Here is a 23,992-nt window from a genome sequence, read left to right on the forward strand (position 1 = left end):
ATCGGCGGGAGGCGCCGACCGTGGCTGAGCGATCGACGCCCGACATCGACCGCGAGAAGGCGTGGGTGCCGGACGGGCGGGTGCACGCCTGGCACGAGCCGACCCTGGAGCGCGCCTCCCGCCATGGCTGCCTCGACGAGGACGTCGAGACCGGCAGCCCGGTGGTGTGCGGCGCCTGCGCCACCCCGGCCGGCCAGACGGGTGCGGCCAGGTGACCGCCGACGGGCTGCTCGACAGCAAGCACGTCGCCGTCGAGCTCGACGTCCCCGAGTCCGCGATCTGGAAGTGGAAGGCCCGGGGTGCGCTGGTCGACGGGGTCCGTCGCCACCTCACCCCGGCCGGTGTCGTGCCCGGCCGGGGCCGAGGCGGTCTAGTCCCGCTGTACCGCCTGGCCGACGTGAAGCCCTTCGCGGACGCCTACCACGAGAACAAGCGGCGACGCGCCGAGAAGCAATGACGCCGAGATGCCTCGAACCTTGGGCCGATGGTGGAAGATAACGCCAGCAGCACACGTGTACCCGCAGCACCCCGACGCCCGAGCCGACCACGGCTCGGGCGTTCGTCGTTCCTGGAGGTGGTGATCGTGGCCCGATCGCACGTCACCAAGCGTGAAGCCCAGGCCATCTGTGACTACGCCGCCGACCTCGCAGGCCTGCTCAACATGCCGGGCTGGCGCATCCTGGTCATGGAGGAACCGACCCAGGACGACGACGAGGCCTACGCCACGATCGACTGGATCGACCAGAAGCACACCGCGCAGCTGCGCCTCTGCCCCAGCTGGATGAAGCTCGACGACGCGACCCGCCGCGAGTGCATCACCCACGAAGTGCTGCACCTCCTCCACGCCCGCGTCTCGACGGTCGCGCTCGACGATGCCGCCGTCTACATGCGCGACCACGATCACCGCGACTGGTCACGCCGAGTGCGCCGCGAGTTCGAGCTGATGGTCGACCACCTCGCCACGTTCATGTCCCGCACCTTCAAGCTTGAGGAAGCCTGGGACCGAGCGCACGGCCGGACCAGCTGATGGCCCGGCGAGCGGACGGCAGCTACACCAGTCAGGCGAGCGGCGCGGGCGCAGCGCAACACCGAGTCGACCGTGCCGCATGGGAGCCCGTCGTCAAGGGCGGCACCGTTCGTTGCCGGCGCGGGTCGCGGTGCCTCGAGGATGACGTCCTGATCGCTCCCGGCGCTCCGTGGGACCTGGGCCACCCCGACGCCGCGTGCGCGGCTCCTACGGCTCCTGAGCACCGCCGCTGCAACCGAGCCACGATGACCCACTACGCGACCGCCGGTCGCCGACAGCCCGAGCCGCACCCCGCGCTCCGCGACCTCTGACCCCCGGGCCGGGACCCCCTCCCCCGGGCCCGGATCGCTGGAACCGCGGGACTGCCGCTCGCGATCTGTACGGGTCTGGGAGTTCCCGCGCATCACCCTCGGCGCAACCTGCGTCGACCGCCGCCGCACCAGCGGCAAGCCCGTCACGGGCGACCCGACGAGTCCCGACAGGGAGGCACCACCATGGCCGGAATGGGCCCCCCGCCGAAGCCGGCGGACCAGCGCGCACGACGCAACGCCAGCCCCGCGATGACCCAGCTGCCGAAGTCCGGCCGCCCCGGCCGCGCCCCGGCATGGCCGCTCGGACCCGACTTCGCGATCGAGCTCGCCATCGAGGAGAACGCACGCCTGGTCGCGGCCGCTGACGCCGAGCTCGCCGACGCGACGACCGCCAAGGAGCGCGGTGCCGCGAAGTCGCGCCGCACGAAGGCGGAGCGCGCGCTCGCCCATGCCCGTGCGATGAAGAAGCTGCAGAGCGGTCAGGAGAAGAAGCTCTGGGCTGCGCTGTGGAAGACACCGCAGGCAACGCAGTGGGAGAAGCGGGGCTGGTACCGCGAGGTCGCGCTGTACGTGCGCCACCAGGTCAAGGCCGAAGCCGGGTCGCTCGACGACTCGAAGGAGGCCCGGCAGCGCGAGGACAGGCTCGGGCTCAACGACCTCGCCATGCTCCGACTGCGCTGGGAGATCGTCGACACCAGCGCCACGGCAACCGGCCCGCGCCGCCAGTCGAAGCGGAACAGCAGCAAGTACCGCGACCTCAAGGTCGTGTCGTGATCGCCAGCGGGACACATGCAGTCGGCGACCGGGCCGGCGACTGGGTCGAACAGCACCTAGACGTCGAGCTCGCGCCGTGGCAGCGGGAACACCTCCGATCCCTCTATGAGGTCACCTCTCCGCTCGAGGGGTGACCGGTGCCGTGGCGCGGTCCCGAGTACGAGGGTGAGGTCCCGACCCTCGGCTGGGACATCCTCGACTGGATCACCGAGTACCTGGTGGTCCCGGACGGACCGGCAGCCGGCCAGCCCCTCGACCTGACGCCCGAGCAGGCGCAGTTCATCCTGAACTTCTACCGCGTCGACCCCACGTTCCGAGGGCCAGCCATCACCGGCCGGTCCATGGTCAACGCCCGCCTGACGAACCGCGCGATCTACTGCCGACCGAAGGGGCACGGGAAGTCACCCATCCTCGGTGCGCTCGGCATCGTGGAGGCGCTCGGCGACGTCATCCTCGACGGCTGGGACGCCAACGGCGAGCCGGTCGCCCGACCATGGACGTCCCTGGGGTTCAAGGCCAAGGTCCAGGTGCTCGCCACCAGCGAGGACCAGACCGCGAACACCTGGGACCCGATCCTGGAGATGATCCGCGGGTCCGACGCGCTCATCGACGACTACCAGCTCGACCCGATGGAGACGTTCGTCGCGTTCCCCCGCGGCCGCCTGGAGTACGCCACCAGCGCCGGAGACTCCCGCGAGGGCGGGCGGCCCGTGTTCGGAGTGCTCGACCAGACCGAGTCGTGGCGGGCGTCCAACGGCGGGGTCAAGCTCGCCGCCGCCGTCCGCCGCAACCTCACCAAGACCCAGGGCTCGTCGATCGAGTCGCCGAACGCCTACACCCCTGGCGACGGGTCCGTGGCTGAGAAGTCGTTCGCGGCCTACGAGCTGCAGCAGAAACGGGCCAAGAACCCGAAGTCACGCGCGAAGGCCACCATCCTCCTCGACCACCGCGCGGCGCCCGAGGACACCGACATCTACGACGAGAAGTCGCTGAAGGCCGGCCTCGCGCTCGCCTACGGCGACTCCGCCGACATCAACGGCGGCTGGGTCAACCTCGACCGGGTCGTCGAGGACTTCTGGGACCCGGACTCCACCGTCGAGGACTCCCGCCGGTACTTCCTCAACCAGATCACCCACCGCGCGGACTCCTGGCTCAGCGAGCTCGAGCTGGGGCCGACCAAGGACACCTCGAAGGTCGTCGCCGACGGCGAGATGATCACCCTCGGCTTCGACGGCGCGCGCGGCCGGAAGAAGGGCGTCACCGACGCCACCGCGCTCATCGCCTGCCGCGTCTCCGACGGCCACATCTTCGAGCCCTTCCCCGGCCGAAGCGTCTGGGAACAGCCCCCCGACCACCCACGAAACACGGTGTGGTCCCCGCCGGCCGCGCAGATCGAGACCGCCGTCGAGGAGGCCTTCAAGCGCTGGAAGGTCGTCGGGTTCTACGCCGACCCCGCGATGTGGGAGTCCTACATCGCGAAGTGGGAGGCGCGCTGGGGCGCGAAGCTGCTGGTCAAGGCCAGCCGCCAGCACCCCATCGAGTGGTGGATGACCGGTCAACGCTCCGGCGCGAAGATCGCCGCGCTGAAGTCGTTCAAGGACGCCGTCGAGGACCAGGAGCTCACCTGGGACGGAAGCCTGTTCCTCCACTCCCACTTCATCAACGCCCGCATGGTGCCCAAGGGCAACGGCTGGGACATCGACAAGAAGCACCCCGACGCCGCCGAGAAGATCGACGCCGCGATCGCCGCAGTCCTCGCCTGGACCGCTCGACTCGACGCCATCGCAGCCGGCGCGCTCAAGAAACCCAGGAAGCGCGCGAAGGTCGCCCGCATCCGATGACCAGCCCCGGGAGGAGGGACCGCGTTGCCGATCGACACCGAGACCCCGCGCTCCCCTGGCTGGTGGTTCAACATCCTCGCCGGCCAGCTGCACGACCGCCGCGTCGGCCGCGAAGGGCGCCGCCGCTGGTCACGCACCGGCGTGGACTCCTCCCGTGTGCGCCCCGGTCTGCTGCTCCTCGACGACTACCGCCGCGGAGACCCGCCGCTGCACCAGGACGTGCACGGCGGCTGGGCCGAGCCCTTCCGCCGCTACGTCCGCATGGGCCGGCTCAACGTCGCCGACCTGCTCGTGGCCGCCCCGAGCAACCGCATGGGGATCCGCGACTTCCGCACCGCCGCCGCCGACGACGAGCTCGGTGACCAGGACGCGCGCACGCTGATGCGTGCCAACGACCTACGGCTGAAGGCCCGCGACGTCCACGAGTACATGCTCGGCCTCGGCGCCGGCTACACCATCGTCACCCCGCCCGACTCCACCCGCGACTACTCGCTGATCACCGCCGAGTCGCCGCTGCAGTGCATCACCGCGCACGACGCCGCGACCGGGGAGACCCTGGCCGGCCTCAAGGTGTTCCGCGACGACTGGGACGCCGCCGACTTCGCCTACCTGTTCCTCCCCGGCGAGCTGTGGGTCGCGCGACTCGACGGCCCGACCAGCATCAAGCGCCGCGGCCCCTTCGTGTTCTCCGAGAAGTGGGCCTGGGACGAGGACCGCTTCGACGACGTCCCCGACAACCAGGTCGCCATGATCCGGTTCCAAAACCGAGACGGCGTCGGCGAGTTCGAGCACCACCTCGACACCCTCGACCGGATCAACGACAAGCTGTTCAACGAGTGGTGGATCAGCAAGATCCAGGCCTTCCGCCAGCGCGCGATCATGATCCCCGACGAGGACACCGACGACGAGCCCGGCGCAACCGGGGACGCCGACGGCGACGAGCCGAACCCGCTCTACGACGACGACGCCTCCGACCTGGCGGGCATCTTCACCTCCGCGCCCGACGCGATGTGGCGGCTGCCGAAGGACGCCAAGATCTGGGAGTCGACCCCTGTCGACACCCGGCCGCTCATCGACTCCGTCAAGAAGGACCTCGAGCACCTCGCCGCGGTCACCATGAACCCGCTCCACACCATCACCCCCGACGCCGCCTCAGGATCGGCCGAAGGCGCGTCGCTGATGCGCGAGGAGCACGTCTACAAGATCGAGGACCGCCGCGACCGGGCCGACGGCGGCTGGGCTCGGACCGTCGCCATGGCGTTCCGGTTCCAGGGCGACACCGCCCGCGCGAACGTCTCCCAGATCGAGACGCTGTGGGGTCCGATCGAGCGGTACTCCCTGCAGGAGAAGGCCGGCGCAGCGTCCCAGCTTGCGCAGACGCTGCCGAGCGAGGCGATCTGGACCGACGTGCTCCAGTACCCGCCGGCCGAGGTCGTCGACCGGCTCCGCGCGCTCCGCAACCGCGACCTGCTCTACCGCACCCCGCAGACGCAGCAGACCGGGCGGCCGGCCGGCGGGTCCGGGGTCTGAGCCGTGGCCACGCTGGCGGAGGAGACCGCCGCCGCCGCGACCGCGAGCGCATGGGTTGCGCAGACGTCCGCCGCAACGTCCAGTCTCACGGCGACCACGACGGCCACCAGCGCCGTCGCGTGGCAGGGGTTCAGCGCGTGGTACGCCGCTGCCCAGGTGCGCGGCCGGGCCGCCGAGATGGCGGAGTTCTCGGTCCAGGCCCAGCACGCCATCGCCGGCATCTACACCGAGCACGTCGCGCAGCTCCTGGCCGCGCTTGCCGGCGAAGGCCGCGTCGCCGTCCCTCCCGTCGGCCGACCGGTGATCCGCAACGGTGCTGATCTCGTCCAGGTGCACGCCCGTCCCGCCGCGGTGTTCAAGGAGACGTTCGCTCTCACCGCCGACGAGGACCTCGCCCTGGCCCGCGCTGTCGAGCGGGCGACCCAGATCATCGAGACCGACCTGATGCTGGCCGGCCGCCAGGCGCAGACGGACACGATGAAGGTCCTCGGAGTGACCCGCTACCGCAGGGTCCTGCGCCCCGAGCTGTCCGAATCCGGCCCCTGCGGGCTCTGCGTGGTCGCCGCCGACAGGATCTACCGCGTCAGCGATCTGCTCCCCATGCACGCGCCCCGCTGCAAGTGCGTGACGATGCCGATTGTCGGCGACCTCGACCCCGGGATTCGGCTCAACCGCGAGGACCTCAAGGCGATCTACAAGGCCGCCGGCGACTCCACCGCAGCCGAGGACCTGCGCCGGACCCGGGTCCAGGTCAATGAGCACGGCGAGCTCGGCCCCGTCCTGACCGTCCGCGGCCAGAAGTTCACCGGCCCCGACGACCTCGGCCGGCCGCCCGGCAACCCCGCCTTGCTCCAGCAGCGCCTCGAGAAGCTCGAGAACGTCCTGGCGCTCCTCACCGACCGGGACCGCGCCGGAGAAAACCTCCGCGAGCCACTCGCCTACCAGCGCGCCGCGATCGACCGGTCCCGGCGCCGACTCGCCGCGGCCTGACCACCAGCCCCACCCGCCCGCCATGGGCGACTGACCCGACAAGGGAGAACCGATGCACCTCAGCCTGCCCACGCACCCCACCAAGCGCCACCCCCGCACCGGCGCGCCCCTCGAGGCGCTTTGGGTGCGGCCCGACGGCCGCGTCATGTGGCCCATCCTCGGCGCCTCCCCCGACGACCCCGCCGACGGCAGCGGCGGTGGCGACGGTGGTCCCGGTGGCGACCCGGCCGGCGGAACCGGCGGCGGTAGTGGTGGTGGTAGTGGTGGTGGTGGGCAGCAGACCCGCACCAACGCGACCGACGGCCAGGGCAACGACCTCGGCTTCCCCAAGGACACCCCCATCGCCGAGATGTCCGACAAGGAGCAGGCGGCGTACTGGCGGTACAACTCCCGCAAGCACGAGGGCCGCTTCAAGGACCTCGTCGGCGACCGGAAGCCCGAGGACGTCAAGGCTGACCTCGACGCCTACGCCCAGGTCCGCCAGCAGCAGATGACCCCCGCCGAGCAGGCCCTCGCCGCGGCCCGCGAGGAAGGCAAGGCCGAAGCGATCACCGCCGAGCGCCGCAACGCTGCCACCACCATCTTCCGCGCCGCGCTCGAGACCGGCGGGATCGAGGGAGACGACCTCGACGAGCTCGTCACGTCCCTCAACGTCGACGCCTACCTCACCGACTCCGGCGTCGACACCACGAAGCTGACGAACTTCGCCAAGAGGTTCCACCCGTCCGGCAAGGACGACAAGCAGGACCGCCGCCGCGACTTCGGCGGCGGGAAGCGCAAGGAGGGTCAGGAGACCCGTGGGTCCGCCGGCAAGGCAGAGGCCCAGCGCCGCTTCGGCAAGCCCACGTCCGGCGAGTAACCGCTCGCCACGGATCCGGAAGGAACCCCCATGTCCGACATCTCCCTCACCACCACCAGCCACCAGGTCGAGAAGCGCTCCTGGCTGCTGAGCCAGTGGGGCCAGGGCCCGGGCGAGAACCCGGTCATCGTCCTCGACAAGTCCGCGTTCACCGCGGGCACCCACTACCCGAACGGCTACATCCCCTCCGGGGAGCCGCTCGGCAAGATCACGGCCACCGGCCTCTACGGCCCCTACGACAACGCCGCCGCCGACGGCCGGGAGACCCTCGCGGGCTTCCTGCACTCCTCGGTCAAGGTGCCCGCCAGCGACACCGACCCGGGCGGCGCGCTCGTCGTGGCCGGCTTCGTCAAGGAGTCCAAGCTCCCCCGCACCGTCGACAGCGCCGGCAAGGCGGACCTCAAGCTCGTCCACTTCGCCTGATCCGGCACTGACAGAACCAGGAGACCACCACCATGGCCATCTTCTTCGACGCCGCGGTCGAGCCCGACGACCTCACCATCTTCACCCGTGAGGTCCCGGTGCCCGCCGAGCTGCGGCTCCTCAACGAGTTCCCCCGCCGGGACCTCGAGACCAACACCGTCGACTTCGCCGAGATCGTGCGCACCAACCGCACGGCCCGGTTCCGGACCTACGACGGCCGGATCCACGTCTCCGAGCGCGACGTCGGCTCCGAGAAGCGGGTCAAGATGATCCCGCTGTCCACCTCGCTCTCCATGGGCGAGTACGAGCGCCTCCAGCTGGAGTTCGCCCGCCTCGGCGGCCAGAACCAGCAGGCGCTGGCCCGCGCCATCTACAACGAGGGCGAGCAGCTCACCCGCGAGGTCCAGAACCGCCTCGAGCAGGGCTGGGGCTCGCTGCTGACCACCGGCAAGCTCACCGTGCCGGAGATCGGCGCGGGCTTCGAGACCGACTACGGCCTCGCCGCGCTCGGCAACCTCGTCACCCCGTCGGTCACCTGGTCGGCGGCCAACCTCGCCACCATGACCCCGCTGACCGACATCCAGACCTGGTCCGACGCCTACCGCCTCACCAACGGCGGCGTCGCCCCGGCCCGGATGAAGACCTCCCTCGCGACGCTGCGGATCGTGCAGCGTTCCAAGGAGGTCATCGACGCGATCTACGGCGCCACCCAGGGCCGCACCCGCGTCACCCTCGCTCAGCTCAACGACCTGCTCGCCGGCGAGGGGCTCCCCACGTTCGACGAGCCCTACGACGCCTCCTTCGACGTCGACGGCGTGACGACCCGCACGGTCCCCGAGGACCGGGTCGCGCTCCTGCCGGCCAGCCTCGCCGAGCTGGGCTACACCGCGTGGGGCGTCACGGCCACCGCCCTCGAGCTGGTCAACAGCAGCGAGTCCGACCTGTCCTTCGAGAACGCGCCCGGCATCGTCGGCGTCGTCGAGAAGGTCGGCCCGCCCTACCGCGAGTTCACCTACGTCGACGCCGTCGCCATGCCGATCCTGGCCAACGCCCGGCGCCTGATGATCGCGGACGTGCGCTGATGGCCAGCACCGGCTCCCTCGCCTACCGGATCTGGGTGGCGAAGGACGACGGCGAGCTCGTCGAGTTCCAGGCCGGCGACACTCTGCCGGCCTGGGCGGCCAAGAAGGTCGACAACCCGGGCGCGTTCGTCGACGACGGGACCAGCGCCGACCAGACCGAGGACGAGACCGGCGCCCCGCCGCCGCGCTCGGGCCGCGGGTCCGGCGTCGACGCCTGGCGGGCCTACGCGGCCGCCCACGACGTCGACGTCGACGACGACGCCACCCGCGAGGACGTCATCGACGCCCTCGACGCGGCCGGCGTCCCCACCGAGTAGCACCTGAGCCCGGGGCAGCAGAGGAGACCGCGATGCCGATCATTCTCGACGACGCTGCCCCGGGCCCGGGTGAGCCCTTGGAGATCATCACCGCCGACGATCTCGTCGCGTACCCCGGCGCCGGCGCACCGGCGGTCGAGGCCGCATCCACGTGGGCAGCGCTCGTCAACGGCCTGGTCACCGAGGCGTGGAAGGCGCCCGTCACCCCAGTCCCGTTCTGGGTGAAGGTCATCGCGCTTGAAGCGGCCGCGCGAGCAGCGCGCAACCCCAAGGCGCTCCAGTCCTGGACACGCACGGTCGACGACGCCACCCGCACCGAGCGGTACTCCGAGGCAGCACTCGCCCGCGTCGGGGTCTACCTCACCGACGACGAGGAAGCGCGCCTCGGCGGCCGGACCCGCCGGCGCCGCCGATACGGCACCGTCCGCACCCGCCCCGGGTACTGAGGAGGCCAGGTGTTCACCGAAGCCGAAGTCGCCGAGTTCCGCGCCGACGCCGAGGACCGCATGACCGACACCTGCCGCATCACCAAGCCCGGCACCGGCAAGGGAACCCTCGACCCCGACACCCTCAAGCGCCAGCCGCCACCGCGCGCCGTCGTCTACGAAGGCCCCTGTCGCATCCCCCGCCGCGACTCCCCCACCGCCTCATCCGCATCCGCCGGCGAAGCCACCTGGCAGGTCGGCGAGTACCCCCTCGCCCTCCCCATCGGTGACACCGCCGACGTGGCGCCCGACATGACGGTCGAGTACCTCACCGCCCAGCACGACCCCGCCCTGGTGGGCCGGGTCTTCGGGATCACCGCCGTGTCCCAGCAGTCGCTCGCGATCGAGCGGCGGTTCCGCATGAAGACCGTCGTTGGAGGGGGCAGCTGATGGGCGTGCACATCGACGCCTCCGAGGTCGACCGGCTCGCCGTCGACATGCGCGGCGCGCCGCTGCGGCTGCAGCGAAAGGCCCGCGGGGTGATGAAGCGCGGCGCGCTCGAGATCAAGCGGGGGATGCAGGACGACTTCTCCGGCCACCGCTACGCCGGCGCCGTCCCGGCGTCGATCGAGTTCGAGCAGCGCGACGCCGCCGGGCTGGCCTACGAGATCGGCGAGCTCGACTCCGCCGGCCCCCAGTGGGGTCTCGCCGCGATCCTCGCGTTCGGCACCTCCAACAACGCGCCCGTGGTCGACCACACCGCGGCCCTGCGCGGCGAGGCACCCGAGATCGCCCGCCACCTCGGCGACGCCGCCGAGGACTCCGTGCTCGGTGGTGCCGAGTGACGGCCGAGGTTGACGACCAGGTCCTCGCGCTCCTCCGCGCTGTGGAGCACCTCAACGTCCACGACGGCTACGTCCAGGACTCCGACGAGACCGACAAGGTCATCCACGCCGCCCTCCCCTACGTCGTCTTCTACTCCACCCCCGGCGAGCCGAACGAGGCGACCCGCAGCGTCGGGTCCGCGCCCCGCGGCCGGATCGTCGAGTTCCAGATCACCTTCGTTGGCGACTCCCGCGAGCAGGCGAAGCGCGCCGGCCAACGAGCCGAAGACGCGCTCGACCGCCAGGTCGTGAAGATCGCCGGCCGCGACCGTCGGATCCGCCGCACCCCGGACAACGTGTTCGTGCGCCGCGACGACACCTGGACCGGCCCCGACGGGCTGCCGCTGTTCTTCGGCGCCACCCGGTTCCGCATCCCCACCTGACCGTCCCGGTCGCACCTCACCACACCCACAAGGAGGCCTTCCATGGCCAAGCAGACGTACAAGCGCGTCGAGCTCGAGAACGGAGTCAAGGTCTCCGTCGTGCACGTCACCGAGGGCATGAAGGTCCTCGACGAGCCCGCCACCAACCGGTACGGCCGCGTCCTCGACGCGGAGTACCCCGCCCCCGCGCTCGAGCTCAAGGGCGCCGAGCTCGACGAGGCGCTCAAGGCCGCCGGTCTCTCGACCGCCGGCAAGGCCGACGACAAGCGTCAGCGCCTCGCCGACCACCAGACGGCCGCCGCGACCATCCCGGCGGGCGACACCACCACCACCGGCGGTTCCGCCGCCCCGCAGGGTCAGGAGGCCCCCCAGTGACCACCATCTACGAGCCCGACGAGGTCGGCGTCCTCGGCGGCACCAAGATCAAGGTCTGCGCCGCGATCGTGGATCCGGCCGCGCCGAAGCTGGCGACCGAGGTCAACGCGCTGACCAGCCACGACGTCTCGCTGACCTTCCTGCAGTGGAACCCCACGGTCACCGAGAACACCGGGACCAGCCCGAAGGCCGTCGGCCAGAAGCGCCAGTACCCCCGGCCCGGCCAGGCGCAGTACGCGCCGATCGAGGTCCGCTACCGCTGCGACCCGCAGGCCGACGACGACGACCCGAACAACAAGGCCAAGGCGATGCTCACGGAGGGCACGAAGCAGGACGTGCTCGTCCGCAAGGGCCCTGACGCCGAGGACGTGCCGTTCGCGATCGGCGACCGCACCGAGACCTGGCGCGTGCTGTGCGGCCGCCAGTCCGTCGTCCCCTCCGGCGACGACGACTTCGCCGTGTGGGTCGTCGTCCAGATGCTCTACCCGATCCGCGAGGAGGGTCACGGCGTCATCGTCGCCTGACCCCATCGCTCCTGACGACGGGCGGCGCATCTAGCTGAGGGGTGCGCCGCCCGTCCTCCACTCAGCCACCTCAGCCACCCTCAGCCGAAGGAGCACCATGGCCACCCTCTCCGAGATCCAGAAGTCCCCTGACGTCGGACGCCCCGAGCGCAAGATCGAGATCTGCGTCGCCGGCAAGCTCGCCGCTGAGCGGGAGACCATCGACAGGGAGCTGTTCCGCGTCCGTGCCGAGCTGACCGCGGCCGAGCGGCAGGAGGCCGGCGCCCGCGAGGGCGGTAGGCAGCAGGCCGTCGGGAAGAAGCCCCGGTCCCTCGCGCTGCGCCAGCAGGCCGAGGAGCTCGCGGAGCAGTCCGACGCTCTCGGCCAGCGAATGGCCGCCGCGACGATCACCGACATCCTCATCCGTGCCACGACTCCCGCCGAGTGGCGCGCGTGGAGCGAGGCGCACCCGGCTCGCGACCCGGAGGAGGACCCCGCCGGCGCGGAGCGCGACAAGAAGTACGCCGCGCGGGCCTGCAACATCGACGACCTGATCCCGCTCGTCGGCGACTACGTCGTGCGCTACGGCAACGAGACCCCGACGGACGGCGCGTGGCAGTTCATCGTCGACAACGCGGCGCTCGGCGACCTCACCACCGCCGCTTCCCACGTCGCCGCGCTCCACGTCCAGGGTGTTGACCTGGGAAAATCGCGGCGGACCTGGCTCTCCACCCCGCCGAACGGGGCCAGCTAGAAGTCGCTCAAGCCTGGGGCGTCTCGCCGCGGGCCTTCGAGGGATGGACCCCCACGCTCATCACGACCTACGAGCACGCGCGCGACGCCTGGGGCCGCCCCACCCACGTCATCCGCTCCACCACGGTTTTCGCCGACCCGGAGTGGAACGAGGACGCCCGCAACCGCGCCCAGGGCCTGGCCAGGTACCAGGCCGAGGTCTGTTCGGGGTGCGGGTTCCACGAGGTCGTCCTCGCGCAGGAGAACCACCTCGGGTTCAAGGAGCGCACCTGCCCGATGTGCGCCGCTCAGGCACGACGGGGCCGCGTTCTCGCAGCGCAGGACCAGGACCACCGCAAGCGGAACCCCGAACCGCAGGAGGCGCCGCTGAAGGTGGCCATCGAGCACGCCCGGCGACCTCGCCCCGCCGACGGTCGCCACACCTATCTCGAGCACCTCGCACCCGATGAAGTCGCCAAGATGCAGAAGGGAGGCACCGAGTGACGAACCGCCGCGTGTCCGTCGAGGTCGACGCCGACGTCAATCCGTTCATCCGGAGCCTCGGCACGGCCAGCGCCTCCACCAAGGCGTTCGTCCGCGACCTGGAGTCCGCCGACTCGCGGCTCGCTGGCCTCGTGCAGACCGGTCTGGCGCTGGCCCCGGCGCTCGTGCCGATCGGCTCGCTCGCCGTCCCGGCCGTCGCCGGCCTCGCCACGCAGATGGGGACTGCCGCCGCGGCGGCCGGCGTCATGGTGCTCGCGTTCCAGGGCGTCGGGGACGCGCTCACCGCGCTGAACGACTACCAGCTCGAGCCGACCTCCGAGAACCTCGCGAAGGTCCAGGAGGAGATGGCCAAGCTTGGGCCGGCTGGCCGTGAGTTCGTCCGCTTCATCCAGGACCTCCGCCCCGAGCTGCAGGGCCTGCAGGACATCGCTCAGGAGAGCCTGTTCCCCGGGATGCAGGACGGCATCGAAGAGCTGATGCAGCTCATGCCGGAGGCCGAAGCGATCGTCGGCACCCTTGCGGGCACCCTCGGTGACCTGTTCGCCGAGGCCGGGGACAACCTCAACGACGACCGCTGGGTCGAGTTCTTCGACTACCTCGACGCCGAGGCCGGTCCCACGCTGACCGCGATGGGTCGGGCGCTCGGTAACGTCGTCGAGGGCCTGGCGAACATGATGATGTCGTTCGACCCGCTAGCCGACGACTTCACCCAGGGGATGCTCGACTACTCCCGGGCGTTCCGCGACTGGACCGAGGGGCTGGACTCCTCGAAGGGGTTCCAGGAGTTCGTCGACTACATCCAGACCAACGGGCCCCGCGCGATGGACGCGCTCGGCGCCCTCGCCAACGCGCTGGTCTCGATCGTCGAGGCGGCAGCTCCGGTCGGCGCGGTGCTACTCCCGGTCGTCGAGACGCTTGCCGACGGCCTCGCCGCGATCGCGGAGTCCCCCGCCGGGCCGGCCCTCGTCGCTGTCGCTGCCGGCATCGGCACCCTCGGCCGGTCCCTGGCGCTGCTGTCGGCCGTCGGTCTCCGCGGCGACTCGGGCCTGCTCAGCAAGGTCCTCGACATGGACGCGATCAAGGGAGCGCCCCAGGCGTACCGCCAGGTCGCCACTGCCACCGCCGAGCTGCACGCCGCCCAGGAACGCCTTGCAGCGTCCGCGGTCAAGGCGCGGGACGCGCAGTTCGCGTTCGTGCCGACCGCCGAGAAGCGCAGCGCGATCTCCGACTACAGCGCCGCGCAGCGCGACGTCGCCCGCGCTACCGACGCCGTCGCCGCTGCCGAGCGCGATCGGTCCGCCGCCATGCGCGCGAGCCTCGGCCAGTTCGGCCGCGCCGCCGGCCTGGTCGGTGGTCTCGCCCTCGCGACCTCCGGCCTCGCCGAGGACACCGGGCTCGCGAACGCCGCCTCCCTCGGACTCATGGGTTCGATCGCCGGCCCCTGGGGCGCCGCGATCGGCAGCGGCATCGGTCTGATGATGGACTTCGCCGCCACGAACAACGACGTCACCAGCAGCCTCGACATGCTCGACGCCGGCCTGGAGCGGGTCTCAGCCTCCACCACCGCCGCTGACTTCGCCGTGCTGCGCGAGCAGGCCGCCGTTACCGAGGCCAACCTGGTCGACCTCGCCGAGACCCTCAACAACGTCGACATCACCAGCTTCGCCTCGATCATGACCGGCGCGAAGAACGCCGTCGAGGGCCTGTTCGGCAGGAACGACTACGAGGAGGCCTACGACCGATTCATCGCCTCCGAAGAGGAGCTCCAAGACGCCATCGTGCAGACCAAGGCTGCCCGAGACAGGGCCGCTCAGGGCTCGGCGTACCGCGCGATGCTCGACGCCGAGACCGCGGCCCTCGAGCAGAACGTCTCCGCGATGCGCGCCAAGCGCGCCGAGACCCTGCGCGCCGCCAGCGCCGAGCTCAACTACGAAGCCGCGATCGACGACGCCCGCAAGGCCGTCCAAGAGAACGGCCGCACCCTCGACAAGACCACCGAGAAGGGCCGCGCTAACCGCGGCGCGCTCATCGCGCTCGCCGCCGGCTGGAACGACCTCTCCGACGGCGCCCAGAACGCCAACGGCGCACACCGGCGCGCCATCGGCGCCTTCGTCGCGGTCGCGCAGCAGATGGGCATGAACAAGCGCGAGGCCCGCGAGTACGCACACGAGCTGATGGAGATCCCGTCCAAGCGCCGCACCGAGGTCCTCCTGGACTCCAACGCCGCCTACTCCGCCGCGCAGGCCTTCAAGCGCCAGCTCGACTCGATCGAGACCTACAAGCGCGTCACGATCCACGTCGCCCGAACCGGCGGTGACCTCCCGTTCCTCTCTGGCGGCGGCGCTTCTGTCAACAACGCCTACGGCAACCTGCTCAGCAGCGTGCCCGGCGACCGCGCCGACCGCCACGAGCCCGAGCTCGCCACGAGCCCTGGCGCCATGCCCCGGGTCTGGCTGGAGCCGGAGACGATGGGCGAGGCGTACATCCCGCTCGCCAACGACGACCGCCGCCCCCGGGCTCGCGCGATCGCCGCGGAGACCGTCCGGCTCCTCGGCGGCGAGGCGCGGTTCGCCCTCGGCGGCATGGCCTGGACCAATCCGGGCGGCGGCGGCATGGCGTGGGCCGACCCGGCGGACTTCGGCTGGGCGACCGGATCCGGAGGCGGCGGCGGGGGTGGCCGGTCGCTGGACCTGCGGCTGGAGATCGCCGAGGCGATGGCCGGCATCCGCGACCTGCGCCGCGAGCTCGCGAAGGACGGCAAGGACCGCCTTACCGGCCTCGACCGGCGCATCGCCGAGCTGCAGCTGGAGCAGGCCGAGAACGAGCTGCGCCTGACGAAGAAGCGCGAGCAGCGAGAGGCACGCCTGGAGGCGCGCGAGACCCGCCAGAACATTCGCGCCGTCGGCGAGGCGTTCTCCCTTGACGACCTCGTGCCCGACTCGACCCCGCAGACGGTCGCCGAGGGCCTCGCTGCGGAGATCGACCAGTTCAAGAAGGACCTGCGAGACGCCGGCGGGACATGGACCGGCGCCCTGGAGCAGTGGGCCGACGGGCTCATGATCACCGCCGCGCAGCTCGACCTGACCAACGAGCGCCTCGCGACCGAGACGGAGCTTCGAGACCAGCTCAAGGACGAGCTGGACGACAGCACACAGGCACTCGAGCAGCTCGACGCGACGATGAGGTCCTACTCCGACAGCGTGGCGGCGAACTTCCTGCGCAACGCCTTCAACGGTGCCCGGGTCGAGACCCTGCCGGCTCAGGCCGACCCCGTCCTGGCTGCGGCGCTGGCCGACGCCGAGGACCGGCTCGCCGCGATCCGGAGTGGCGCGGACGGCGACAGCCCAGCCGCGGCCGCCGAGGCATCACGCCTGATCGCGCAGATCACGGACATGCGCGCTGCGGTCGAGGCCTCCGCGCAGCCGGTCGAACGGACCGTCACGGGTCTGCAGGCGCTCGAGGAGACCCTGCTCGCCGACACAGAGGCCGCCGAGCGGATGGCCGCGGCGCTCTCGACGCTCGAGGAGAAGGGGCTCGACACGACCGGCGCGCTCGGCGCGCTCTACCAGGAGCTCGCAGCGTCCGGCGACGTCGCCACCGCCGAGGAGCTCGCCGCGCTGACCGAGTCGCAGATCGACTACTACGAGCAGCTGTACACCGGCCGAGACACCAAGGTCGCCGAGGTCGCCGCGAAGGTCACGCAGACGGTGTACGGCCCGCAGCACGCCGAGATGGTCCAGGTGGTCGCCGACAACACCGCCGCCTACAACGCCTCCACCACGGCCATCGACGCGCTCAACGCGGAGCTGGCCACCCTCGGCCAGCAGGTTCGCGACGGCGCCGGCGACGCGATCCGGCCCCTCGCCGCGGAGGTCAAGGCACTCCGCGCCGAGGTGGGCGCGATCCCCCGCCAGCTCGCTGAGTCGCGCCGAACGGAGAAGCCCTAGTGCCGATCCTCGTTGACAGCCAGACCGTCTCGGGAACCGCGGTCGTTCTTGGAGCCGTCTGGCTGAACGCCGCCCACGACCCTGCGGACTCATGCGCCTTCGTGTACGCCGGTGACGCCATCAACATCAGCAGCGACCCGCGGGCCGAGGTGCGCCAGCTGCTCAACCGGCGCCGCATCATCCGCACCGGCAACAAGGTCTACGACGACTACGGCCTCGACCTGCCCGAGGTCAACCCTGATCAGGCTAGGTGGCTCCGCGCCCACGCGGGCCAGCTGCTCTGCGTCCGCGACCACGTCGGGCACAAGGCGTTCGGCGCCTACACCGAGCTCCCGGCCGAGTTCGACACGGTCTTCGTCGACCGGATCAAGGTCCGGCTGGCGCTCAAGCAGGTCACCCACACCGAGGCGGTCTAGATGAAGCCTCTCGTCGCACCACCGCGTGACCACCTCGACATCGCCGACGTCCGCCGGCTCCTGACCGCGGACGCGGTCACCATCACCAGCGGCCTCGAGCTCCTCGACACCAGCAACCAGGTCATCGGCGACATCAGCGATGACCTGGTCGGCGGGTCGGTCTCCTGGGACAACCGTGCCGCGGTCCACGGGACGTGCCGGCTCAGCATTCAGCGAGAGCTCGCGTGGGGACGGGACCGGGTCCGCCCCTACATGACCCTCGACGACGGACGCACCAACGCCCGGTTCAACCTGGGCGTCTTCGTCCTCATGACCCCTGACGAGGAGCGCGGGGAGGAGCCGATCACCTACGAGGTCACCGGCTACGACCTGCTCTCGCTGCTGCAGACCGGCCCGGCCGACACCTACGTGGTCGACCCCAACCCCGGCGCCGATCTCATGGTCAACGGCAGCTTCGAGGCCGACGCTGCAGGGTGGGATTCCAACCCCGCCTTCGGCGCCTACGTCCCTGCCACCTGGGCGTGGTCCAGCACTCACGTCGACACCGGCACCGGGTCGCTGGTCGCTACCTGGCCGGACGCGCCAGGCACCCAGCAGTCGTGGGTCAACACCTACCTGACCGGGTTCATCGTCGGGAAGACCTACCGGCTCCGCGCCCGCGTCTGGAACCCGGCCACCGGCCCATCGAAACTCCGCATCGACATCGCCTTCCGCTCCGCCAGCCAGTGGCAGAACGTCGCCCGCGACCAGTGGGTCACGCTCGAGTACCTGTGGACCGCCACCGCGCCCGACGTGTTCGTCGGCGTCGCCGCAGGAGGCACCACCGCCGGCCAGCAGACCTGGGTCGACTCCTACACCGTGATCCCGCTGTCGACGACGTACTTCGACGCCGCGCGCGCGATCCTCGACGCCGCCGGCATCGGCTCTCAGCTGCTGGTCGACGGCACCCTGCAGAACGTGCTGCTGCCCGCCACGAAGGTGTGGGCGCTGATCAACCCGAACCCGACGTGGCTGCGGATGCTGCACGACCTGTTCGCCGAGATCGGCTACTCCGCACCGTGGATGGACGAGAACGGCAACGTCCGCACCGAACCCCACCGCGAGCTCGTCGACCGGCCGGTGGAGTGGCACCTCGACACCAGCGACGAGCGCACCAACCTGGTCGGTGACAAGCGCACCCTGACCCGTGAGGCGGGTGGCGGGGCGAACGCATTCCGGTTCGTCCGCACCAACATGGACACCACGCCCGTCGAGGGCGACGGGATCTACACGCCGCCGCCGAATCAGACCGACGGCCTGTCCTCCATCGACGCGCTCGGCCGCGTCGTGCGGAAGACCGTGCCCCTCGACGCCGCCGACCAGGCGGCCCTGGTCGCCCAAGGCGACCGGATCGTCGCCGAAGCGAAGGCCGCGACCCGCACGATCCGGCTCACGATCGACCCGCTCCCGGTGATGGACCAGGACGACGTGTTCCAGTACACCGACGCCGGCACCACCGAGAAGGTCATGGCCGCCTCCTGGACCATCAACCTCGACGGATCCCCCGGCGCCCTGCAGCTCGGCGGCGCACCCCGCTCGCCCCTCGACCCCGTCGAAGCCCAGGCGAAGGCCACCGTCACCTCCGCCGCCCCGCTGCGCGTCGTCATCGACGGAGCCACCCAGCCGTCGTTCGCGAACGCGCTCGACGCCTCGTCCTACGCCGTGGGTCAGCGCGTCACCGTCACCGTCCGGAACCCGTTGCCGCCGCTGGTGCAAGGAGTCGAGACATGACCGAGTCAACCAGCCCCGTCGGGCTCCGTGCAGCCGCGCTCGCCGCGGCCGAGGCGGCGCGCGCGGCGCGGGTGGACGTCGCCCGTGCCTACCTCGCCCAGGTCCTCGCGCCCGCGCCGGTCGAAGGGCTCGAGGTGGTCGCCGAGGCCGATCAGCTGGTGGTGTTCACCGACGGCGGCGACGTGTGCCTCGCGGTGTCTACGGTCGGCCCTACGGCGCACCTGGTGACCGACGACGGCGGGTGGACCCGCCGAGGTGAGGTCACGTCGCTGGTGCAGCTCGGGCTGCTGCTCGAGGACAAGGCGGCCGGCTGATGGTGGTGTTCCTCACCGGTGCCGGCTACTACGCCGGCGACGGGTCGGGCGTGGCTCGATCGGTCACTGCGACGATCCCGGTCACGCAGGACGGCGACCTCGTCGTGGTGTCGGCCATGACCTACGGCAACGGCACCCCGCCGGTCCTCGAGACCACACGTCCCGGGTGGACGTGGACCCAGATCCACTCCAGCGACGTGGGCCCGCTCTCGCGGGTCTGGGTTGCGACGTCGCCCGGGGACGAGGCATGGCAGCTGTCGCTGAAGTCGGTCGAGTCGGAGTGGCACGGCGCGACGGTGACCGTCTGGCGTGACGCCGTGCTTCACCCGACCGCGCGCCGCACCGACACCCGCGTCGGTTCGGAGTGGGCGATCCCCACGTTGAGCGCCCCCGAGCCCGGCGTCGTCGTGCACGTCGACGCCTGCTGGCCCGGGAACGGCGGGTGGGCCTACACCGAGCTCCCCCCGCCTGGGTGGACCGAGCGCGCGGTCATGGATTCCACCTACGCCCCGGACGTCGGCGTCTGGTCCGCACCCCACGCGGGCGGCACGAGCGCCACCGGGACGCTGCAGATGTTCGGCGGCTCCACCGGTGACGGCCCCATGGTCCACGGCCAGTTCACGTTTCTCCTGACCGACAAGAACCGGCCCCCCAACGCTCCCGCGCTCGCGACCCTCGTCAACGGCGGCGCCATCGACCGCGGCCGCCCCAACCGCGCCCGCCACGTCTTCTCCGACCCCAACGCCGGCGACTCCCAGTCCGCGTTCGACATCCGCTGGCGGCCCGTCGGCGACGCGAACTGGACCACCGTCCACGCGCCGGTCCCCAACGAGTTCTACGACTTCTCCGCAGGCACCTTCGAGGCCGGCGGCTACGAGCGGCAGGTCCGCACCTACGACGCGCAGGGCCTCGTCGGGCCCTGGTCGACCAGCGGGTTCTTCACCGCCGGCGACTCCCCGGCCGGCCCCTCGATCCTCTACCCCATCGCCGGGCAGCAGCTCGAGCAGAACGAGCGGGTCACCTGGTCGACCGCGACCCAGGTCGCGTTCCAGGTCCGCCGGGTCGGGGACGCCGGCGGCGCGCCCGACGAGTCGGTCGTCTACTACGACTCCGGGCGGGTCGCGTCGGTCGAGGCCCGGTTCCTGCCGCTGGTGTTCGAGACCAACGGCCGCGCCGAGCACGTCCAGGTGCGGGTGGAGTACGGCGATCTGTGGTCGCCCTGGGTGTCCGTCGGCGTGGAGGTGTCGTACACGCCGCCGCCGGCGCCGTCGTTCACGATCGCCGCGGACCCGAAGACCGCGTCGCTGGCGGTCACGCTGTTCAACCCGCTCCCGGCAGGGGACGACCCGCCGGCGTCGTACAACGACGTCTACGTCACCGAGCCGGTCGACGGGGTGCTGGTCGAGCAGCGGCGGGCCACGAGGCTGCCCCAGAACACCACCTGGCGGTACTGGACGCCGATCAGCGGCTACGACTACTCGGCCGCGTTCCGCGTCGTCGCCGTCGCCGCGAACGGCACCACCGCGAGCAGCTCATGAGGCGCCTCGCAGCGGAGAAGCTGCGGGCGCCGGCGCTGCCCCCGGCGGTCGTGCTGCCGCTGACGCTCGGGTTCGCCGCGCTGACCCTCACCCGCGGCACCGGGTGGCTGTTCGGGCAGCGGCCCGGCACCGTCTCCGACCTCATGCTCGACAACGGCGTGGGTCTGCACGTCTGGGGCGCCGTGCTCACCGTCGGGGCGCTCGGGCTGTTCGCCGCCTACGCCTGGCGCCGGCACTTCCCGGTCTGGTGCTCCCACGCCTTCCTAGTCGCCGCGTACTTCGGCATCTCGCTCACGACGCTCGACGCGGCCGTCCGGTTCGGTGGCGGTTGGGAGCACCTGGCCGCTCCTGTCGGCGGGTTCGCCTGGCACGCCGTCCTGTCGCGTGTCATGCGCCCCTTCCCCCGCCGCGACAGGAGCCGCCCCCGTGCCGACTGACCCCAGCGCGGTGCCGTCCGAGATCTTCACCGGCCCCTACGGCTTTCTCGGCGCCATCGTGTTCTTCCTCTGGCTCGCCGCACGCGAGCTGCGCAGAGCCCGCCAGATCGACGTCGACACCTACAAGTCCGACATCGCCAGCCTCCGCGAGCTCATCGAGCAGCGCGACAGCGAGCACAAGCGCGAGGTCGCCGACCTCACGAACTCCGTCGAGGACCTCAAGGCAGACCTGTCCGGGCTGCGGCGGGAGAACCTCGAGAACCTCGACGCCGGCGCCCGCCGCGAGGAAGCGCTCATCCGCGAGATCGGGGCTCTGCGCGGACTCCTCGCCGCCAACGGCATCGACACCAGCTCGGTTCTGCCTCACCCCAAGCCATCGACCGGAGGAGTCCCGGGATGATCCACAACCGGCACGGCACGCGCGCACGGTGGCTGTTCGGGGTCGCCCTGCTGATCCTGCTGGCTGGCTTCGCCGCTGGCTGGTACACCGTCCGCGAGCGGGACCGCGAGGTCGCCGAGGTCCAGGCCGTCTCCCAACCCCTGGCCGACCAGCTCGTCGAGCTCTGCGCCGGCTCGAGCGACCAAGCCGACCGCCTGCGCGACGTCGGGCTGTGCGAGCGAGCTCGTGACGCCCAGGACGCGATCGCCGGCGACCCCACCACCGTCGAGGGACCCCCCGGTCCCCCGGGCGCAGACGGCGTCGACGGAGCAGACGGGACCGCCGGCGTCGACGGAGCAGACGGCCGCCCCGGGCGCGACGGCGCGACCGGTCGCCCCGGCGCCACAGGGCCTCGCGGACTGTCCTGCACCGAGGAGCTCGGCCTCGACGCCTGCCGCGGCCCAGTCGGCCCGGCCGGCCCAGCCGGTGCCGACTCGACCGTCCCCGGCCCAGCTGGCCCCCAGGGGCCAGCAGGCGAGCGCGGCGAGCCCGGCCCAGCCGGCACCGCCCGCCCCGGGAGCTACACCTGCCCCGACGGTGAGTACCTCGCCGGCTTCGACATCGCCGACGGCGGCTCCGTGACGCTGACCTGCCGCCCGCTCAGCACCTTCCCCTGACCCGCCACCTCCGCGCCCGCCTCGCACGCCGCCTCGCCAGGTGGCTGTCCGGCGGCGATCAGCCCTGCCCGCACTCAGCCCAGGAGGCCCCCGTGGCGTACCTCGACGACCACCCCAACCGCCACCTCGCCCAGCAGCGACCCCGGCGCGACGAGCCGTCCGGCGTCATCGTCGTGCACACCGCCGAGTCCGCGCTCGACGCGATCGGCGAGGACACCGGCGCCGAGGGCGTCGCCCGGTACATCAGCGAGCGCACCACCTACGGCTCCTACCACCGCCTCGCCGACTCCGACAGCGTCGTCGCGGTCGCCCGGTTCGAGATGACCACCTACGGCGACGGCACCGGATCCAACGACCACGCCATCCACGTCTCGTTCGCCTGCCGCGCCGCCGACTGGCCCACCATGAGCGCCGAGCGCCGCGAAGCGTTCATCCGCAACGGCGCCTCCGCGGCCGCCGAAGCGGCCCGGTGGCTGCTCCTCGAGCACGGCATCACCGTCCCCGCCCGGCGAATCACCCGGCCGCAGTCCGACCAGCGCGTCCCGGGCTTCATCCCCCACGGCGACCGCGACCCCGGCCGCCGCACCGACCCCGGCCCCGCCTTCCCGTGGGACCACTTCCTGACCACCTACGCCGACCTGATGGAGGACGACGACATGCCGAAGTACCGCGACTGGGACGACGCCGACAAGAAGGCGCTCGCCAACGACATCGCCGACGCCGTGCTCGCCCGCGACGTCGACCCCGACAAGCCGAAGCTGTCGGTCCGGCAGGCGCTCCGCCAGGCGGCCAACGCCCCCGGCCTGATCCGCAGCCTCGGCCGCGCCACCGGGCACGACGTCGACCCCAAGTGACCGTCCACCGCGCGGCCAACATGGCCTACCAGCTCGGCGGCGACGCCCAGCTGCTCCGCCGGCTCGCCGACGGCTGGACCGACGACGACGGCACCCGCCACGCGGCCGCCGACGTCCTCGAGCTCGTCGAGTGCCGAACCCGCGACAACCAGCCCCTCGACGTCGCCGAGATCCTCGGCCCCGGCTGGGACGTCCGCCAGGACCTCCGCTCTGCCGACAGGGCCGGCTCGGTCGTCGCAGTACGCCGCCGCTCCGGCGTCCGCATCGTCTGGTCTCGGCTGCAGCTCGCCTCACGGGCGTCCCGCGCGGGCGCCGGGGTGCAGGACCGGTACCGCCGTGCCAGCGTGCTGGTCGACCACCGCGGCCCGTTCCGGCTCGGCGTGCAGCACGACCCGCTCCGCTCCACCGGACGTCAGGACGACGCCCGCCGGTCCTCCCTCGCCTGGGTCCGCCGCGCGCGCCGGGCCATGAGCCGCCGCGCCGCGGCCGCCGTCCGCCGGCTCCCGCTGCGGTGGATGTACGTGGGCGACCCCAACCGGCCGCACCACGCGGTCCGCGCCGAGCTCGGCGCGCCCCACTCCCACGGCGCCGACGTCATGACCCGCGTCTGGTCCGCCGGCTGGGGCCGCGCCCGCGTCTCCGCCGACCGACTCTCCGGCACCGACCACCACGTCCTCACCTTCACCAGCTAGGAGCACCC

At 71.8% G+C, this 23,992-nt stretch carries 28 protein-coding genes; all 28 read left to right on the forward strand.

Translation table 11 applies throughout. The features are described from left to right. The first annotated feature begins 20 nt into the window (after positions 1–20). Complete coding sequence (locus tag QWY28_RS17270; protein ID WP_300953813.1) at positions 21–215, forward strand: hypothetical protein; 195 nt, start codon at positions 21–23, stop codon at positions 213–215. Beyond that, positions 212–457: a hypothetical protein gene (locus tag QWY28_RS17275; RefSeq protein ID WP_300953814.1), complete on the forward strand. Its 246-nt coding sequence runs from the start codon at positions 212–214 to the stop codon at positions 455–457. The genes QWY28_RS17270 and QWY28_RS17275 overlap by 4 nt, the downstream gene beginning before the upstream one ends. A 117-nt stretch (positions 458–574) precedes the next feature. Then, on the forward strand, positions 575–1,027 hold the full coding sequence (locus QWY28_RS17280; RefSeq protein WP_300953815.1) for a hypothetical protein: 453 nt from the start codon (positions 575–577) through the stop codon (positions 1,025–1,027). A gap of 503 nt (positions 1,028–1,530) precedes the next feature. Then, positions 1,531–2,112 carry a hypothetical protein gene (locus QWY28_RS17285; protein ID WP_300953816.1) on the forward strand — a complete coding sequence of 194 codons (582 nt, stop codon included), beginning with the start codon at positions 1,531–1,533 and terminating at the stop codon, positions 2,110–2,112. A gap of 137 nt (positions 2,113–2,249) precedes the next feature. Further along, a complete protein-coding gene (locus QWY28_RS17290) occupies positions 2,250–3,953 on the forward strand; it encodes a terminase large subunit domain-containing protein (protein ID WP_300953817.1) in 1,704 nt (567 codons plus the stop codon). Between the two features lie 24 nt (positions 3,954–3,977). Beyond that, positions 3,978–5,483 carry a hypothetical protein gene (locus QWY28_RS17295; protein ID WP_300953818.1) on the forward strand — a complete coding sequence of 502 codons (1,506 nt, stop codon included), beginning with the start codon at positions 3,978–3,980 and terminating at the stop codon, positions 5,481–5,483. Positions 5,484–5,486: 3 nt separating this feature from the next. Then, the gene (locus tag QWY28_RS17300) at positions 5,487–6,473 is read left to right on the forward strand and encodes a hypothetical protein (RefSeq protein ID WP_300953819.1); all 987 of its coding nucleotides are present in this window, start codon (positions 5,487–5,489) and stop codon (positions 6,471–6,473) included. A 52-nt stretch (positions 6,474–6,525) separates the two neighbouring features. After that, entirely contained in the window at positions 6,526–7,332 is an 807-nt protein-coding gene (locus QWY28_RS17305) for a hypothetical protein (protein ID WP_300953820.1), read from the forward strand. Positions 7,333–7,362: 30 nt separating this feature from the next. Next, a complete protein-coding gene (locus QWY28_RS17310) occupies positions 7,363–7,755 on the forward strand; it encodes a head decoration protein (RefSeq protein WP_300953821.1) in 393 nt (130 codons plus the stop codon). 32 nt (positions 7,756–7,787) lie between these two features. Further along, a complete protein-coding gene (locus QWY28_RS17315; protein ID WP_300953822.1) occupies positions 7,788–8,837 on the forward strand; it encodes a major capsid protein in 1,050 nt (349 codons plus the stop codon). Then, complete coding sequence (locus tag QWY28_RS17320) at positions 8,837–9,154, forward strand: hypothetical protein (RefSeq protein WP_300953823.1); 318 nt, start codon at positions 8,837–8,839, stop codon at positions 9,152–9,154. The genes QWY28_RS17315 and QWY28_RS17320 overlap by 1 nt, the downstream gene beginning before the upstream one ends. Before the next feature lie 32 nt (positions 9,155–9,186). Beyond that, positions 9,187–9,600 carry a hypothetical protein gene (locus tag QWY28_RS17325; protein ID WP_300953824.1) on the forward strand — a complete coding sequence of 138 codons (414 nt, stop codon included), beginning with the start codon at positions 9,187–9,189 and terminating at the stop codon, positions 9,598–9,600. Positions 9,601–9,609: 9 nt separating this feature from the next. After that, a complete protein-coding gene (locus QWY28_RS17330; RefSeq protein ID WP_300953825.1) occupies positions 9,610–10,029 on the forward strand; it encodes a DUF6093 family protein in 420 nt (139 codons plus the stop codon). Beyond that, on the forward strand, positions 10,029–10,424 hold the full coding sequence (locus QWY28_RS17335) for a hypothetical protein (protein ID WP_300953826.1): 396 nt from the start codon (positions 10,029–10,031) through the stop codon (positions 10,422–10,424). The genes QWY28_RS17330 and QWY28_RS17335 overlap by 1 nt, the downstream gene beginning before the upstream one ends. Next, positions 10,421–10,846 carry a hypothetical protein gene (locus QWY28_RS17340; protein WP_300953827.1) on the forward strand — a complete coding sequence of 142 codons (426 nt, stop codon included), beginning with the start codon at positions 10,421–10,423 and terminating at the stop codon, positions 10,844–10,846. The genes QWY28_RS17335 and QWY28_RS17340 overlap by 4 nt, the downstream gene beginning before the upstream one ends. A gap of 42 nt (positions 10,847–10,888) precedes the next feature. Beyond that, positions 10,889–11,221, forward strand: coding sequence for a hypothetical protein (locus QWY28_RS17345; RefSeq protein ID WP_300953828.1), 333 nt, complete (start codon positions 10,889–10,891; stop codon positions 11,219–11,221). Further along, positions 11,218–11,745, forward strand: a complete 528-nt coding sequence (locus QWY28_RS17350) for a phage tail tube protein (RefSeq protein WP_300953829.1) — start codon at positions 11,218–11,220, stop codon at positions 11,743–11,745. The genes QWY28_RS17345 and QWY28_RS17350 overlap by 4 nt, the downstream gene beginning before the upstream one ends. A gap of 97 nt (positions 11,746–11,842) precedes the next feature. Then, positions 11,843–12,478, forward strand: a complete 636-nt coding sequence (locus QWY28_RS17355) for a hypothetical protein (RefSeq protein ID WP_300953830.1) — start codon at positions 11,843–11,845, stop codon at positions 12,476–12,478. 493 nt (positions 12,479–12,971) lie between these two features. Further along, positions 12,972–16,907, forward strand: a complete 3,936-nt coding sequence (locus tag QWY28_RS17360) for a coiled-coil domain-containing protein (RefSeq protein ID WP_300953831.1) — start codon at positions 12,972–12,974, stop codon at positions 16,905–16,907. Further along, entirely contained in the window at positions 16,907–17,323 is a 417-nt protein-coding gene (locus QWY28_RS17365; protein WP_300953832.1) for a hypothetical protein, read from the forward strand. The genes QWY28_RS17360 and QWY28_RS17365 overlap by 1 nt, the downstream gene beginning before the upstream one ends. Then, complete coding sequence (locus QWY28_RS17370) at positions 17,324–19,093, forward strand: hypothetical protein (RefSeq protein WP_300953833.1); 1,770 nt, start codon at positions 17,324–17,326, stop codon at positions 19,091–19,093. It begins immediately after the preceding gene. Continuing rightward, positions 19,090–19,407: a hypothetical protein gene (locus QWY28_RS17375; RefSeq protein ID WP_300953834.1), complete on the forward strand. Its 318-nt coding sequence runs from the start codon at positions 19,090–19,092 to the stop codon at positions 19,405–19,407. Before QWY28_RS17370 ends, QWY28_RS17375 begins: the two co-directional genes overlap by 4 nt. Continuing rightward, a complete protein-coding gene (locus QWY28_RS17380) occupies positions 19,407–20,945 on the forward strand; it encodes a hypothetical protein (protein ID WP_300953835.1) in 1,539 nt (512 codons plus the stop codon). The genes QWY28_RS17375 and QWY28_RS17380 overlap by 1 nt, the downstream gene beginning before the upstream one ends. Then, positions 20,942–21,382 (forward strand): hypothetical protein, encoded by a 441-nt coding sequence (locus tag QWY28_RS17385; RefSeq protein WP_300953836.1) that lies wholly within the window; start codon positions 20,942–20,944, stop codon positions 21,380–21,382. The genes QWY28_RS17380 and QWY28_RS17385 overlap by 4 nt, the downstream gene beginning before the upstream one ends. Further along, positions 21,372–21,782, forward strand: coding sequence for a hypothetical protein (locus QWY28_RS17390; RefSeq protein WP_300953837.1), 411 nt, complete (start codon positions 21,372–21,374; stop codon positions 21,780–21,782). Before QWY28_RS17385 ends, QWY28_RS17390 begins: the two co-directional genes overlap by 11 nt. After that, positions 21,779–22,438, forward strand: coding sequence for a collagen-like domain-containing protein (locus tag QWY28_RS17395; RefSeq protein WP_300953838.1), 660 nt, complete (start codon positions 21,779–21,781; stop codon positions 22,436–22,438). Before QWY28_RS17390 ends, QWY28_RS17395 begins: the two co-directional genes overlap by 4 nt. 92 nt (positions 22,439–22,530) lie before the next feature. Continuing rightward, positions 22,531–23,292: a peptidoglycan recognition protein family protein gene (locus QWY28_RS17400; protein ID WP_300953839.1), complete on the forward strand. Its 762-nt coding sequence runs from the start codon at positions 22,531–22,533 to the stop codon at positions 23,290–23,292. Beyond that, positions 23,289–23,984: a hypothetical protein gene (locus QWY28_RS17405; RefSeq protein ID WP_300953840.1), complete on the forward strand. Its 696-nt coding sequence runs from the start codon at positions 23,289–23,291 to the stop codon at positions 23,982–23,984. The genes QWY28_RS17400 and QWY28_RS17405 overlap by 4 nt, the downstream gene beginning before the upstream one ends. The last annotated feature ends 8 nt before the right edge of the window (positions 23,985–23,992 follow it).

This window comes from Nocardioides oceani (assembly GCF_030412965.1).
Lineage (GTDB): Bacteria > Actinomycetota > Actinomycetes > Propionibacteriales > Nocardioidaceae > Nocardioides > Nocardioides oceani.

Bases quoted from the DNA above. Each gene is read 5' to 3' on its own strand.
- QWY28_RS17285 (WP_300953816.1), top strand. From the start codon at position 1,531: ATGGGCCCCCCGCCGAAGCCGGCGGACCAGCGCGCACGACGCAACGCC.
- QWY28_RS17305 (WP_300953820.1), top strand. From the start codon at position 6,526: ATGCACCTCAGCCTGCCCACGCACCCCACCAAGCGCCACCCCCGCACC.
- QWY28_RS17310 (WP_300953821.1), top strand. From the start codon at position 7,363: ATGTCCGACATCTCCCTCACCACCACCAGCCACCAGGTCGAGAAGCGC.
- QWY28_RS17315 (WP_300953822.1), top strand. From the start codon at position 7,788: ATGGCCATCTTCTTCGACGCCGCGGTCGAGCCCGACGACCTCACCATC.
- QWY28_RS17320 (WP_300953823.1), top strand. From the start codon at position 8,837: ATGGCCAGCACCGGCTCCCTCGCCTACCGGATCTGGGTGGCGAAGGAC.
- QWY28_RS17325 (WP_300953824.1), top strand. From the start codon at position 9,187: ATGCCGATCATTCTCGACGACGCTGCCCCGGGCCCGGGTGAGCCCTTG.
- QWY28_RS17335 (WP_300953826.1), top strand. From the start codon at position 10,029: ATGGGCGTGCACATCGACGCCTCCGAGGTCGACCGGCTCGCCGTCGAC.
- QWY28_RS17345 (WP_300953828.1), top strand. From the start codon at position 10,889: ATGGCCAAGCAGACGTACAAGCGCGTCGAGCTCGAGAACGGAGTCAAG.
- QWY28_RS17355 (WP_300953830.1), top strand. From the start codon at position 11,843: ATGGCCACCCTCTCCGAGATCCAGAAGTCCCCTGACGTCGGACGCCCC.
- QWY28_RS17370 (WP_300953833.1), top strand. From the start codon at position 17,324: ATGAAGCCTCTCGTCGCACCACCGCGTGACCACCTCGACATCGCCGAC.
- QWY28_RS17375 (WP_300953834.1), top strand. From the start codon at position 19,090: ATGACCGAGTCAACCAGCCCCGTCGGGCTCCGTGCAGCCGCGCTCGCC.
- QWY28_RS17380 (WP_300953835.1), top strand. From the start codon at position 19,407: ATGGTGGTGTTCCTCACCGGTGCCGGCTACTACGCCGGCGACGGGTCG.
- QWY28_RS17385 (WP_300953836.1), top strand. From the start codon at position 20,942: ATGAGGCGCCTCGCAGCGGAGAAGCTGCGGGCGCCGGCGCTGCCCCCG.
- QWY28_RS17395 (WP_300953838.1), top strand. From the start codon at position 21,779: ATGATCCACAACCGGCACGGCACGCGCGCACGGTGGCTGTTCGGGGTC.